The organism is Pinirhizobacter sp., from assembly GCF_036499745.1.
Lineage (GTDB): Bacteria > Pseudomonadota > Gammaproteobacteria > Xanthomonadales > Rhodanobacteraceae > Pinirhizobacter.
Window position 1 is genome coordinate 90925 of the sequence record NZ_DASYDG010000015.1, and the last position, 13265, is coordinate 104189.

Consider the following 13265-nt stretch of genomic DNA (forward strand, 5'->3'; position numbering starts at 1 on the left):
TTTGGCGGCGGAAGTCCGGTAGGTACGGCCACGTGCCCACCGTGTTGCCCAAGGCGCATCAATCCATTCGATCGTGCAATGTCGGGCGAATGACCCGCGGTGGCCCGGCTGCCAGCATGTCGTCGGCGGCCGCGCCAGGAACATGTCTGGTGGGTGACAACCCTTCCATGTACTGGAGGTCCAACGCCCGCACCGCTTCGGTCATGTAGTCGATGAATACGCGGATGCGGCCCGGCATGTGCTGCCGGCTCAGGTAACACAGGTAGTGTCCCCGATCATCCGGAGCGTATTGGGCCAGGCAGGCCACCAGCCTTCCCTCCCGCAGGTGTTCACATGCCTGGTAGGCACCCATCTGGGCGATCCCTGCCCCGTCCAGGACACCCTGCAGCACGAGGTCGGCGTCATTGAGGGTCAATCTGGATGAAGGCGCCAACGTCTGTTTCCTTCCCCCCACCTTGAATTCCCACTCGGCCACTCGCCCCGTCGCGTTGCGGAAGTTGATGCAGGTGTGGCGGGCGAGATCCTCAATGCTGCGCGGCAGGCCGTGGTTCCGGATGTACTTCGGAGATGCGCAGATGAGCATCTGCATGGGAATCAGTTGCTTGGCAACTATCTGGCTGTCCTCCAGACGGCCGTCGCGGAAGGCGACATCCACGCGGTCCGTAGTGAAATCCGTCGGCCGGTCGTCCAGTACCAGGTCAATGGCAATGCTGGGGTAGCGGGCCCGAAAACCGGCGAGCAAGGGGGCGACGATGTGTCGTCCGAAACCGGTGGTCGCACTGATTCGAAGCGTCCCACGCGGCGGGCCAGCTCGAAGTTCACGCATGTCTTCCAGGGCCTGGATAATCCTCTGTACGCCGGGATGGCAGTTCTCGTAGAACAATTCTCCTTCACGTGTCAGCGACGTGCTTCGGGTGGTTCGGAGGAAAAGCCGGGCGTCCAGCTGCGCCTCCAGTTTCTGGACACTCCGGCTCACCGCCGAACGTCCGATGCCCAGCCTGTCCGCAGCGCGGGCAAAGCTTCCCTCCGAAGCTACGGCGATAAACGCCACGACACCTGCATAGCTGGCACTAAAACTCGATGCAAGGGAATCGGCGACCTCGCCAGGCGATTTGTCGTGAAGGTTGTCGGTCATGCCGTTGCCTTGTGGATTTTTGCCCTGTCTACCGGGCAAAAAAGGCGCACGGGAGGTCTGCGTCTGTCGGCCCATACCCCCTAGTCGTATGAGGCAACCCGTTTGTGACAAAGCCTCGGCTGCGGGCGGTTTACCGCGCGCGCAGCCGCCGCTCGATTCGCTGGTCGGGAACGAACCAGGCCGCAGCGACGGCGGCGTACAACACACAGGAAATCAATGGGGTATACGTTGCCATTGCAATACCCAAGATCTGGACAGCCATCGAGACCTTGGTTTTCGTGTCCGTACCGAATGCTTCGCGTAGCTCCGAGTTTGAACCGCGATCGGCCTCGATCAGCATCCGCGACAGCAGTCCCCACGACACGGCTGTCAAGAGAAGGGTTACGCCATAGACGACCGTGGGCACGGGCGCCGGCCTTGGGTGTGCCTGGTTGAGCCAGGCGGTCGAGAAAGGAAAGAGTGACAGGCAGAACAAGAAGAACAGATTCGACCACAGTACCTTGCCATTGATGATCCTCACCAGCTTGAACATGTGGTGATGGTTGTTCCAGTAAATGCCAACGTAAATGAAACTGAGGATATAGCTCAAGAAAATCGAGCCCTCTCCAAGCAGGGCGGCCCAGGTAGGCGTTCCAGGGACCTTCAGCTCAAGCACCATGACGGTAATGACGACGGCAATCACACCGTCGGTGAATGCCTCCAATCTTCCCTTGTCCATATGCTTGACCCTGGGTACGAAAGTCACCGGTTCATCAGGAACCTAACCGGAAACACAGCAATACATTGGTGCATCACCGGCAACACGGTATGTCCCTTGCTGTCCCTACTTGAAGAGAAATCCGCCGCCTACTATGGACCGGCAACCGCACCATCGACACGCCGTGCGGCCGGCCTGGGACACGTAGATGCTACGGGGGTAGGTGTGATGAAAATCGTCGTGATAGGCGGCAACGGCCTCATCGGGAAGAACATCGTGCGCAGACTCAGGGCCGACGGCCACCTGGTGGTGGCGGCGTCGCGCTCGACCGGCGTCGATGTCATCACGGGTGTCGGACTGGCCGGCGCATTGGTCAATACCGATGCCGTCGTCGATGTCAGCAACTCGCCGGAGTTCGATGGGCCTGCGGCCTTCGATTTCTTCAAGACCGCGGGTATCAATATCGTCGAGGCCGAAGTCGCCGCCGGCGTCAAACACCATGTGGCACTTTCAGTGGTGGGTACCGAGCGGCTGGCCGGGAGTCCGTACCTCCGGGGAAAAGCACTTCAGGACCGCCTGATCAGGGACTCCGGGGTGCCATTCACCGTCGTGCACGCCACGCAATTCTTCGAATTCCTCCTGGGCATCATCGATGCGGCCATGCGTGGTCAAACGGTTCGATTATCCCCTGCCCATATCCAGCCGGTAGCATCGGACGACGTGGCGGCGTTGATGGCGGACATCGCAGCGGCCCGTGCCACCAACCAGACCATCGAAATCGCGGGGCCCGAGCGCGAGCGGATGTCTGAGATAGTCCAGCGCTTCCTTACTGAAATCGAAGCGCCATATGACGTCATTACCGACGCTGACGCTCCCTATTTCGGCGCAACGCTCGATGATGACTCCCTTGTCCCGGCCGATGGCGCAAGGATCGGCACGATGGCCTTTGGGCCCTGGTTCGCTCAATCCGAACTCCGCGGCGCCGACTGGTGATTTCCAACTATTGATGCCAGCCAGGCAACACCGTGAGGCCCTGCACGGATCTACCGGTAGCCCCGGGGCTTACCTAACATCTGGATCAAGCGTGATCGACAGCGAATATTCCAACTGACCAGGATTCACCATGACCCAGCGCATCGACTACCAGCAGCAATCTCCCGATCTTCTCCAGAAGTTCCTCGGGTTCAGCAACGCCCTCCGGAAGTCCTCGATCGAGGACTCCATCCACGACATGGTGAATATCCGGGCATCGCAGATAAACGGCTGCACGTTCTGCCTTGACATGCATGTCAAGGAAGCCTCGTTGCGCGGCGAACGGCCGCTCAGGCTCCATCACCTGGCAGCCTGGCGTGAGTCCACATTGTTCAGCCCTCGCGAGCGCGCCGCCCTGGCCTGGACGGAAACCCTGACCCAGCTCCCCGCCCAGGGCGTGGCGGACGACATCTACGAACGCGTACGTACCCAGTTGTCTGAAAAGGAGTTGTCCGACCTGACCTTCATCATCATGTCCATCAACGCCTGGAATCGCATCAATGTTGGCTTCCGCCCAGTCCCCGGCGCGTTCGACAAGGCATACGGCCTGGACAAGGCCGGACTTTCCTGAGGAAAAAACCATGCGTATCTTCAGAATACTTGCGGCGCTGTCCGTGCTGACAGCTGGAACCGCCGCCGCACAAGAAGCGCCGCCGCAGGCCATTGTCGCGCCGCTCATGACAAAGGCTCTGAACGATTATCCCGGCAAGGAAGCCGTGATGTTCACGGTTGAGTATCCTCCAGGGTCGGTCGATCCCGTGCATCGCCACGACGCACACGCCTTCGTCTACGTGCTGGAAGGCTCCATCGTCATGGGCGTGAAGGGCAGTAAACCCGTTACCCTGACGGCCGGACAGACATTCTATGAAGGGCCGGACGATATACATACGATCGGCCGTAACGCCAGCGCCACGAAGCCTGCGAAGTTCCTTGTCGTGCTGTTGAAGAAACAGGGCGCTCCCATCCTGACACCGGTGCCCTGACCCACCATAAACAGCTGCCTACAGAGGAGTAAACAACCTCGCGCCCGTCGTCAACGCGATGCCGGCAAGCTTGTTGGGATTTCGTTGAACCAGGATACGAACGATGCGATCGCCATCGGTCTCGAAAGCCTGGGCCGATTCCAGCTGATCGTTGATGTAGCGCAGTACGGCAGGCTGTCCGTTGATCGACGCCAGGTCGATGCGCAACCCACTTTTGTAACGCAGGTTCGAGGCATAGAAGAGCTGGGCGATGCGTTGGCCGCCCAGCATGGGCCTGGGAAAGCTCTGGACCATCCCGCCGCCGTCGCCCAGGAGTTGTGCGTCATCGGCCAGTATCGACTTCATGATCCGGAAGTCGCCCTTGGCCAGTGCATGCGCGAACTGCTTCACCGTTCGCAGATGTGACTCCCGGGTTACCGCGTAGCGTGGTTGACCTACTCCTAACTGCGACTTCGCGCGATGGACGATCTGTCGGCAGGAAGCCTCGCTCTTGTCGATGATCTGCGCAATCTCCGGATAGCTGACATCGAACACTTCGCGAAGCAGGAAAGCGGCGCGGGATTCGGGAGAAAGCTGTTCGAGTAATGACAGAAGGGCCACGGAAACGTCGCTTGAACGCTCCTGGACCTGCTCAGGCGTAGCCGGACCGTCGGTGAGTACAGGCTCGGGAAGCCAGATGCCGACGTAACTCTCCCGACGCGACTTCAGTGCCCGCAGCCGGTCGATCGCGGTACGTGTGGTCGCAGCAACAAGCCAGGCTTCGGTGTTGTTGATGGCCGAGTGTTCGGCCCCGTGCCAGCGAAGCCAGACATCCTGCACGACATCCTCGGCGTCGGCCACGGAGCCGAGCATGTTATAGGCAATTCCCTGCAGACGGGAACGAAGCGTGTGGAAGATGGCGTTAACATCGCTCACAGCAGTTGATGCCAGGACTGTAGATCTGTGATTCTTCTATATCCAGCTTTCACTTACCACTGTTAACCCGTTGATACAGGCGACGATCATGCTTCCGGCAAGTCGAATCCTCCTGCAAACGACCATTCCCGCCACCGACGACGATTGGCATATCGGTCGATTTGGCCTTCTGCGCGACTGCCTTGCCGGCCTGCGCGACGATACTGACCAGCCACTTTTTGACGTTGTAGCGCGCAATCGTGAGCCGCTGGGCGCACCCGATAGCGTGCTGTCCCGTCTGGATTCATCCACTTTCGACCAGCTCTGGCTGTTCGCCGTGGATATCGGCAACGGCCTGACAGCCGAAGACTGCGAGGGAATCACACGGTTCCGCCAACGCGGTGGCGGCCTGCTTGTGGCGCGGGACCACATGGACCTGGGAAGTTCGGTATGCAATCTCGGCGGCGTGGGCGCGGCGCATTTTTTCCATTCGACCCACCCGGACCCGGACCCGTCCCGGCATCAGGTGGACGATACGATTACCACCGACATTCTCTGGCCCAATTACCACTCCGGGGCCAACGGGGATTTTCAGCGTATCGACATCTGTGAGCCGCTTCATCCGGTACTCACCGACCCCGAATCGGCCCACGGAGCGATCGAGTTCTTTCCATCGCATCCACACGAGGGCGCCGTCGGAAAGCCGGCCAATGACGCCACGGCGAGGGTAATCGCCATGGGACGCAGCACGCTGAGCGGCCGCGACTTCAACCTTGCCGTTGCGTTTGAGCCATCCGATGAAGGCGGCCCGGCCATCGCGCAGTCGACATTCCATCACTTCGCCGACTACAACTGGGACCCATCCAGGGGCTCGCCAAGTTTTGTGAGTGAAGCGCCCAGTGATGGCATGGCGCATTCTTCCGAAGCACAGCGCTCGATCAGGCGTTACGTGCGCAACGTTGCCCTATGGCTTGCCGGATGGCCCGTGCTTACCCCCTGACTGTGCCGACAACGAGGGTGAAGCTCTGCAGAAAATGAAAATCCTGTCGACGCAGCGCAAATTCCCGGTGACCCGGATCGCATAGACGTTCCAGTTCTTCATAATCATCGCTCGACAGATAGGGCTGCAACCGGGAGCCCCAGGTGTCGCGGAAAATGGCTTCCACGAGATAGTCTTCATCCTCCGCTCGCAGCGGGGATATCCTTTCGATCATGAAGGTGTGTGCGCGCACGTCTTGCAGTCCGCCTTTGCGCAGGAGGCCTGCGATGGCGCGGACGGCTGTCAAGTCGCGTTCGTCGAGTTGGTATCGATCACGGTAGTACTGGCGCACCGCTTCGTTGACCAGGCGCTCGAGCCTTGAATCCCAGGCAAAATACATGTCTGGTAGCAGCGAGCTCTGGCCTAGCGCGATGCGGCCACCCGGGCGAAGCAGTGCGGCCAGGGCATCGATACCCGCCGATGGCGAGCGCAGATGATTGATGACGTTGACCGACCAGCCCAGGTCGAAGCTTGCAAGGGCTAGTGGCGCCTCCAGGAGGTTCGCCTGGAGTACCTGCACGGAATCTTCTGGAGCGATGGCGCGGGCCGCCCTGACGTGGGATGCCGCCAGGTCCATCCCGATCACCATGCCCCCGGGCGCCGCCTCGGCGGCCAACCATCCCAATGCTTCACCGGTGCCGCAGCCAGCATCCAGGACCCGCATTCCCGGCTTCAAAGCAAGGCTCGCCATGGCCTGGCGAAGCTCCGGTGCAGCGAAGGCATTGAAGAGCTTAAGCTTCCTGCTGTAATCGCGTGTCGTGGTATCGCCAAGTAACCCCGAAGGTGTGGTGGAACTGGTCATGGGCCACTTTCGAACTGGATACGGTTGCCATGGAGCTTAGCGGAGCAGCGCGGACCATGGCGACAAGCTCATTGCGGCGGTCATTTTCGATGCCGCCATAATCGTCGACACGGGGTCACATGCCCCTAACCATGGTTCTGTCCGATGTCTTCCAGTTCGGCCAGAACATCATCCGCAAGTACCAGCTCGGCCGCCGCCAGGTTTTCCTTCAGGTGCCCGGGTGACGATGTGCCGGGAATCAGAAGCATATTCGGTGCACGGGCGAGCAGCCATGCAAGGGCAACCTGCATCGAAGTCGCGCCGAGCTTTTGCGCAACGGCGGACAAGGTCCCGGACTGCAGCGGTGTAAAACCGCCGAGCGGGAAGAAGGGAACATAGGCAATGCCCTTCTGGCCGAGTTCATCGATGAGCGCATCATCATGGCGATGCACAAGGTTGTAGTGGTTCTGCACGCAGACCACATTGGCGATGCGCTGTGCCTGTACCACCTGCCCGGAGGTCGCGTTGCTCAGGCCAAGGTGCCGTATCAGCCCTTGCCGCTGCAGTTCTGCCAGCGCCGTGAACTGCGGCTCGATCGATCCCTCGCTGGGCTGATGCACATCCCCCATGATGCGCAGATTCACCACGTCCAGCACATCCAGGCCAAGGTTGCGCAGGTTGTCATACACCGCGCGCGTCAACTCGGCGGGGCTCTGTGCCGGGTTCCATGAGCCATCGGTGCCGCGCATTGCGCCAACCTTGGTCACGATCACCAGGTCCTGCGCATAGGGATGCAAAGCTTCGCGGATCAGCTGATTGGTGATGTGGGGACCGTAGAAGTCGCTGGTATCGATGTGATCCACACCCGAGGCCACCGCTTCGCGAAGCACCGCCAAAGCAGTGTCTCGGTCTTTCGGTGGCCCGAATACCCCGGGGCCCGCCAGTTGCATGGCGCCATAGCCCAATCGGGTCACCGTGTGATCACCCAGCGAGAAAGCCCCTGATTTCTTGAGGTTGGTCATACGGTCTCCAGCAAAACGGCGATCAGAATGTCGTCAGGGCTGGACTATAGGCACTTCCCGACTACACGATAATCCCGTTGAATCGGCACAGGTTGTGCGGAGGGCCGAACAATGACGACAGAATTCCAGGACCTCTTTGCCTTTCTTGCGGTGGTCCAGGCGGGAGGTTTCCGCGAAGGTGCCCGAGCCAGCGGCGCATCCGCCTCGAGCCTGAGTGAGGCTGTGCGGCGCCTGGAAACGCGTCTTGGCGTCCGGCTGCTCAACCGGACCACCCGCAGCGTCGTGCCCACGGAGGCGGGCGCCCGCCTGGCCGAAAGGCTCGTGCCGGCGCTCGGTGAAGTAGAAGCTGCGCTGGACGTCGTCAACAGTTTCCGCGACCGGCCGACGGGAACGCTCCGACTGAACGTGCCTGCCACCGTCGCCCGCCTGGTTCTTCCTTCGATCGTCACGCCATTCCTCAAGGCCTACCCCGAGATCAGGCTGGAGGTGATCGTAGAGGACAGCTTCGTCGACATGCTCGCGGCGGGTTGCGATGCCGGTATCCGCTACGACGAACGTCTTGAGCAGGACATGATCGCGGTGCCCATCGGCCCGCGTTTCCAGCGCTTCGTGACCGCCGCATCACCGGGCTATCTCCATGAAAGGGGCCGACCAGGACACCCGCGTGACCTGCTTGGCCATGCCTGCCTGCGCGGGCAGTTTGCCAGCGGAGCCATGCCTGCCTGGGAGTTTGAGCGCGATGGCGAAGTTGTGCGCGTTGACCCCACCGGCCCATTGATTGTTCGCCTGGGCGCTGCGGTAGATCTGGCCGTTGCAGCGGCCGTCAGTGGCCTGGGTGTGATCCACTTGTTCGAGGAATGGTTGCGCCCGCATCTGGACAGCGGCGCTCTCGAGCCTGTGCTGGAGCCATGGTGGCAGACGTTTACCGGCCCCTTTCTCTACTACCCGGGACGCCGCCATCTGCCTGCTCCGCTGCGGGCATTCGTCGATTTCGTCAGAGCGCGGTAGTCGCCACTGATCCCGCAGTAACTCAACGTCACACCGCCAGAAGTGCACACACCGAGAACAACAGCGCCGGCACCATTACCACCACACCCACTTTCAGGAATGCCCAGAAGCCCACGTCCGCCCCTTCACGGCGGATGGCGTTGAGCCAGAGGATCGTGGCAAGCGAACCGGTGATGGATAAATTCGGGCCAAGGTCCACGCCCACCAGCGTCGCATTCACCACGTGTTGCGATACCTGCGCCTTGGCCAGGGTGGCGCTGGCCACCAGGCCTACCGGCAGGTTGTTGGCAAGGTTGCTTGCCAGCGCTGTCGCACCGGCAGCGAGCCATGCTGCAGCATCATCACCGTGGCCGGCAACCTGTCCGATGCCATGCGCCAGCGCATCGATCACGCCGGTGCGCACCAGCGTTTCCACCAGCACGAACAAACCCGCCACCAAGGGCAGGATGCTCCATGACATCTGGCTCATCATGGCGGCGGGGCTCTCGCGTTTGCGCAGGCAAACCATCGAAGCCACCAGTACGCCCATCGCCGCCGTGGGCAATCCCAACGTCCCGTCACAGGCGGACACCGCCATCAGCACGATGGCGGTAACGACCGTGCCGGCCAGGGCGAGACGGCCATTGCTCGACAACCGGGGAACGTCCACCCTCGCCTGGCAAACACCCGCAAGCTTCGAGCGTTGCGTGGCGTAAAGGCACGCGAAGGTCACCACGATCGACACCGCCGAGGCCACGCCGAAGCTTTTCAGCCACGTCCCCAGCGGCGGCACGTGACTGCCATAGAGCACGATGTTGGCGGGGTTGGAAATCGGCAGGACAAAGCTGGCGGCATTGGCGATGAAAGCGCAGACGAACAGAAGCGGTAGTGGCTCGGCGCGTGCGCGGCGCGCCACGGCAAACACCGCTGGTGTGAGCACCACCGCGGTGGCGTCGTTGGACAGGAAGGTGGTCGTCACCACGCCTGCCAGGTACACCAGGACGAATAATCGCCGGGGCGACCCTCGCGCATGATTCACCGCGAATGCCGCGATCCAGTCGAACAAGCCTTCGCGCCGGCCCACTTCGGACAGCAGCATCATGCCGGTCAGGAAAAGATAGACGTCCATGCCCTTCATCACCGCCGCGCCACCTGCGGCAAGCGGGATCAGGCCGAAGATAAGCACCAGCACGGCGCCGCCCACCGCCCATACGGCCTCGGGCCATTTGAACGGACGGATGATCACCCCGGCCGTGGCCAGGGCCACGATGGTCCACGCCGCCAGCGAAGACATCTTCTCTAGGCCAGGCGTCCGGCCAGCGCGTCAGTAGCTTCTACCAGCGCATCGACGATGGCCGGATCCGCCGCGCTATGCCCCGCCAACACCACGCGCAGTATCGCTTCAGGCCACGCCTGGGCCAGGTCGTAGGCGCTCTTCATCGGGCAGATGATGTCGTAGCGGCCATGCACGATGGTGGCCGGGATATCGCGGATGCGATCGATGTCACGCAGCAGCTGGTTGGGTTCAAGGAATACCTGATGCCGGAAGTAGTGGGCCTCGGCGCGGGCGACACTCAGGGACAACAGCGGTTCCTCGAAATGGCCAGCTTCCGCCGGGTCGTGCACGAGCGTGGTGCTGCCGCCTTCCCAGTAGCCCCAGGCCTTTGCCGCTGCCAGGCGCACGCCTTCGTCATCACTGTCCAGGCGTCGCCAGTAGGCATCGACCATGTTGCCGCGCTCGGCTTCGGGGATATGCGCCAGGTACGTTTCCCAGCGCTCGGGGAAAATCCACGCCGCGCCGCCGTCGAGCTCGTTGAACCAGCGCAATTCGCCAGGACGACCAAGGAAAATGCCCCTCAGAACCAGCCCGAGCACGCGGTCGGGATGGGCCTGCGCATAGGCCAATGACAGCGTCGAACCCCACGAGCCGCCGAATACCGCCCAGCGGGAAATCGCCAGGTGCTCGCGGATAACCTCCATGTCGGCTACCAGGTGGCCGGTGGTGTTGTCGTGCATCTCCGCATGCGGCGTGGACTTCCCTGCCCCGCGCTGGTCGAACAACACGATGCGGTAGCGCGCAGGGTCGAAGAAGCGCCGGTGGTACGCCGACACGCCGGCCCCCGGGCCACCGTGCACGAACAATACCGGCAAGCCCTCGGGGTTGCCGCATTCCTCGACATGCAGTTCGTGGATGTCTCCAACGGGTAGCCTGAACGTCCGGTACGGCTGAATTTCTGGATACAGTTCGCGCACGATCATCCTACCTGTGGGATGACGCGAGCATAGCGACGCCTTGCATCGGCGGGAAGGGCGCTTATGCCGGGCAGCTTATTCCCGGTTCGGGCGCTGGCTCAGGGATGGCAAGGAATACCGTGCTCCACAGCTGGGCAGCATTGGACTCATCCGCGTCAGCGCCGCTGGCGCCGAAGGCAGCAACCTGGTACTTGCCCTGCGCATGGCGCCAGGACCACAGTTCGGAGCTTTGCACGCTCGCCGTAGCGTCGATGGCCTTCCACAGGCACGTTTGCGCCGCACGTAAATGGTTGCGTGCGGCGGCGGGAATATCCTTGCGCTCAAGCTGGCGCGCCAGGCCTGCCGCCGTGAGCGCCTGCTGCCACGACCAGATCACCGTGCCGTGGTAGGCACCCGGGCCGAACCGCGACTGCACGTTGCCTGCGGCGAAGGCAGGGTTCGCCACCAGCATGCCCACCGGCGTCATCAGGCCGGCGGGGAAAGGCCGGTTGATCACGGCCGCCATGGTGTCGAGCTGATCGCCCGATGGTTTGCCGAATAAAAGAGCAAAGCCGTCATCGCTGTTCTGCACGGCAATCGGATGGCCCTGCGCATCCAGCGACAAGGCATGGAAGGTGACGCCCTTCGCATCCACCGCGGCCAGAGCCGCCCTCGCCGGCACGCCTGCCTTATCGGCATAGATCTGGATGGCCTTCCTGGCCGCATCGGCGTCGATATGAGTGATGAACAACGGTGCGGCGTCCTTCTGCCAGACCGCGGCCATGGACGCCAGGCTCGCCAGCACGGCCTTGTCTTCCGGCTTGGCATAGGGAGCAAGCAGACCGCTTCGATACAACTCGCTGGCTGAAGCCAGGGCCTCAGGCACCAGGATCGCATTCACGTCGTAGGGATAGCGCCCGCCACCCAATCCATCGTTACTGTCACGCCATTCGCCCACGGGTACGCCCGGCTTCAGGCTCACCAGGTTCGCTTTCGTCGGCGACGTTGCAAAAGCCCTGGCCTGCGTGGCAATGAAGCGGATGTTGCGCATCATCGCGTCACCCAACCGCTCACCGCCCACGGTGCCAGCGAGGAACGCCTTAGAGCGCGCGCGGCCGCGCGGGTCGTCCAGCAACCACGCGCGCGCTACCGGCACGAACAGGTAATCGCTGTCGATCATCTTGTAGTCGTATACGGGTGCGGCGGACGTCGTATCGCCCTGCCTGCGATGGTCGATGATGGCGAATTCGCCGATGTCTTCCTCGTGCGCCACCTCGCCCTGCGGCGACAGCCGCTCAAGTACCGAGCGCAGGCCTGTTTCCACCGCAGCGGGCTGCAGCGCAGGCATCAGCAGCCGCACCGACATTAACGTGTCGCGGCCGAAGTAGGTGTCGAAGCGCCAGGAACCAGCGAGGTACTTTTCCTTGTAGCTGAGGTACTCAAGCGCGGCGCGCGCGCCCGCATCAGGCAGCGCACGATCGTTAAGCAGCGCGTTGCCGGACACGGGCGTCAATGGCGTCTCGCCGGTCAGGGCCGTGAATGCCAATGTGACCATGCCATCGGCACCAGCGACAAAGGAGCCTTCACGAAGCGAGCCATGCACGACCTTCACCACGAGGGAATAACCCGGTGCGCCGTCCAGCCGATCACGCGACCAGGTGATGGAATCGCGCTGCACGATGGGCTTGGCCACCACCTCGGCCGGTTGCGTCCCCAGGCCCTGGTAATCACGCAGCACGCGCACGCTCGAAAGCACAGCCTGTTTCGGCACCAGCTGATCGGCATGGATGCTTGCCTGGAAGCTGACACCGTGCAGTGGGCGTCCCTTTGCGTCGTTCACCGTGACCGGCGTGGCGGGAGCGGACATGGACCATTCCGCCGGCTTGCCCAGCGGGCTGAACCACAATCCCACGCCGCTGTTCCCGGCCGGGAAGGCCACGATCAACCGCGGGTCGTTTCCGTTGCGCAGCACGATATGCGCGGCGACATCGCCCTCGCGGACGAAGCTGTTGAGGTTCAGGCCCTCGACCCGGGCAAAGCCGCTGTCGGTAGCGGCCAGTGACGATCCGGCCGCCATGGCCAGCGCCAGCGCCGCCACCCACGTCCTTACATTGCGAGCGCTCGCCATTTCTCACTGCCCGTCGCTTCAAAGAGGCCGCTAGTCAAGCACAAGTGGGCGGGAAAGGGCCAACGGACAAGCCTGGCCGTCAACGGCGTGAAGCATGCCGCGGGCACTATCGGCCTCAAATGTGTTGAATCTTGGAATTGTAGGGAAGCACAAATTGCCACGGAAAGCCGCCCCAAGCCGCTCCCCGCCCCGATTTCTTCCGCGGTCACGGGTTGGCTAGCCTGCCGCCGTGACAAACCCATGACGAAAATCAAAATATTCCAGTGGACGTGACGCCCCATATTTGCAAATATCCTCAAAACGCCACACAAGGGAGTGCGGCGTACGCGGCGGAC

General features: G+C 62.2%; 13 protein-coding genes. 5 read left to right on the plus strand and 8 right to left on the minus strand.

Annotated features, from left to right (window positions below; genetic code table 11):
- Nucleotides 1–58: 58 nt before the first annotated feature.
- A complete protein-coding gene (locus tag VGM61_RS05505; RefSeq protein ID WP_331521729.1) occupies nt 59–1135 on the minus strand; it encodes a LysR family transcriptional regulator in 1077 nt (358 codons plus the stop codon).
- A gap of 130 nt (nt 1136–1265) precedes the next feature.
- Nucleotides 1266–1853: a TMEM175 family protein gene (locus VGM61_RS05510; RefSeq protein ID WP_331521730.1), complete on the minus strand. Its 588-nt coding sequence runs from the start codon at nt 1851–1853 to the stop codon at nt 1266–1268.
- A 207-nt stretch (nt 1854–2060) separates the two neighbouring features.
- On the opposite strand from VGM61_RS05510, the gene VGM61_RS05515 reads away from it, so the two are divergent.
- From VGM61_RS05515 to VGM61_RS05525, 3 genes are all read left to right on the plus strand, one after another.
- Nucleotides 2061–2825 (plus strand): SDR family oxidoreductase, encoded by a 765-nt coding sequence (locus tag VGM61_RS05515; protein WP_331521731.1) that lies wholly within the window; start codon nt 2061–2063, stop codon nt 2823–2825.
- 130 nt (nt 2826–2955) lie between these two features.
- Nucleotides 2956–3435, plus strand: a complete 480-nt coding sequence (locus tag VGM61_RS05520; RefSeq protein WP_331521732.1) for a carboxymuconolactone decarboxylase family protein — start codon at nt 2956–2958, stop codon at nt 3433–3435.
- Nucleotides 3436–3445: 10 nt separating this feature from the next.
- Nucleotides 3446–3847: a cupin domain-containing protein gene (locus VGM61_RS05525; protein WP_331521733.1), complete on the plus strand. Its 402-nt coding sequence runs from the start codon at nt 3446–3448 to the stop codon at nt 3845–3847.
- An 18-nt stretch (nt 3848–3865) separates the two neighbouring features.
- Here VGM61_RS05525 and VGM61_RS05530 read toward each other — a convergent pair whose 3' ends face one another.
- Complete coding sequence (locus VGM61_RS05530; RefSeq protein WP_331521734.1) at nt 3866–4762, minus strand: RNA polymerase sigma-70 factor; 897 nt, start codon at nt 4760–4762, stop codon at nt 3866–3868.
- 88 nt (nt 4763–4850) lie between these two features.
- On the opposite strand from VGM61_RS05530, the gene VGM61_RS05535 reads away from it, so the two are divergent.
- The gene (locus VGM61_RS05535) at nt 4851–5741 is read left to right on the plus strand and encodes a hypothetical protein (RefSeq protein ID WP_331521735.1); all 891 of its coding nucleotides are present in this window, start codon (nt 4851–4853) and stop codon (nt 5739–5741) included.
- Here VGM61_RS05535 and VGM61_RS05540 read toward each other — a convergent pair.
- Nucleotides 5731–6582, minus strand: coding sequence for a class I SAM-dependent methyltransferase (locus VGM61_RS05540; protein ID WP_331521736.1), 852 nt, complete (start codon nt 6580–6582; stop codon nt 5731–5733). The genes VGM61_RS05535 and VGM61_RS05540 overlap by 11 nt on opposite strands.
- Nucleotides 6583–6707: 125 nt before the next feature.
- Nucleotides 6708–7583 carry an aldo/keto reductase family oxidoreductase gene (locus VGM61_RS05545; protein ID WP_331521737.1) on the minus strand — a complete coding sequence of 292 codons (876 nt, stop codon included), beginning with the start codon at nt 7581–7583 and terminating at the stop codon, nt 6708–6710.
- Between the two features lie 111 nt (nt 7584–7694).
- Between VGM61_RS05545 and VGM61_RS05550 the strand changes: the two genes are divergently transcribed.
- On the plus strand, nt 7695–8591 hold the full coding sequence (locus VGM61_RS05550; protein ID WP_331521738.1) for a LysR family transcriptional regulator: 897 nt from the start codon (nt 7695–7697) through the stop codon (nt 8589–8591).
- A 28-nt stretch (nt 8592–8619) separates the two neighbouring features.
- Here VGM61_RS05550 and VGM61_RS05555 read toward each other — a convergent pair whose 3' ends face one another.
- The 3 genes from VGM61_RS05555 to VGM61_RS05565 form a co-directional block, all read right to left on the minus strand.
- Nucleotides 8620–9864: an arsenic transporter gene (locus tag VGM61_RS05555; RefSeq protein WP_331521739.1), complete on the minus strand. Its 1245-nt coding sequence runs from the start codon at nt 9862–9864 to the stop codon at nt 8620–8622.
- A gap of 5 nt (nt 9865–9869) precedes the next feature.
- The gene (gene pip / locus VGM61_RS05560) at nt 9870–10823 is read right to left on the minus strand and encodes a prolyl aminopeptidase (RefSeq protein ID WP_331521740.1); all 954 of its coding nucleotides are present in this window, start codon (nt 10821–10823) and stop codon (nt 9870–9872) included.
- Between the two features lie 61 nt (nt 10824–10884).
- Nucleotides 10885–12930 (minus strand): hypothetical protein, encoded by a 2046-nt coding sequence (locus tag VGM61_RS05565; RefSeq protein WP_331521741.1) that lies wholly within the window; start codon nt 12928–12930, stop codon nt 10885–10887.
- Nucleotides 12931–13265: the final 335 nt, after the last annotated feature.

Coding starts and splice junctions, on each gene's coding strand:
- VGM61_RS05505 (WP_331521729.1), bottom strand. CDS start 1,135: ATGACCGACAACCTTCACGACAAATCGCCTGGCGAGGTCGCCGATTCC.
- VGM61_RS05510 (WP_331521730.1), bottom strand. CDS start 1,853: ATGGACAAGGGAAGATTGGAGGCATTCACCGACGGTGTGATTGCCGTC.
- VGM61_RS05515 (WP_331521731.1), top strand. CDS start 2,061: ATGAAAATCGTCGTGATAGGCGGCAACGGCCTCATCGGGAAGAACATC.
- VGM61_RS05520 (WP_331521732.1), top strand. CDS start 2,956: ATGACCCAGCGCATCGACTACCAGCAGCAATCTCCCGATCTTCTCCAG.
- VGM61_RS05525 (WP_331521733.1), top strand. CDS start 3,446: ATGCGTATCTTCAGAATACTTGCGGCGCTGTCCGTGCTGACAGCTGGA.
- VGM61_RS05535 (WP_331521735.1), top strand. CDS start 4,851: ATGCTTCCGGCAAGTCGAATCCTCCTGCAAACGACCATTCCCGCCACC.
- VGM61_RS05540 (WP_331521736.1), bottom strand. CDS start 6,582: ATGACCAGTTCCACCACACCTTCGGGGTTACTTGGCGATACCACGACA.
- VGM61_RS05545 (WP_331521737.1), bottom strand. CDS start 7,583: ATGACCAACCTCAAGAAATCAGGGGCTTTCTCGCTGGGTGATCACACG.
- VGM61_RS05550 (WP_331521738.1), top strand. CDS start 7,695: ATGACGACAGAATTCCAGGACCTCTTTGCCTTTCTTGCGGTGGTCCAG.
- VGM61_RS05555 (WP_331521739.1), bottom strand. CDS start 9,864: ATGTCTTCGCTGGCGGCGTGGACCATCGTGGCCCTGGCCACGGCCGGG.
- VGM61_RS05565 (WP_331521741.1), bottom strand. CDS start 12,930: ATGGCGAGCGCTCGCAATGTAAGGACGTGGGTGGCGGCGCTGGCGCTG.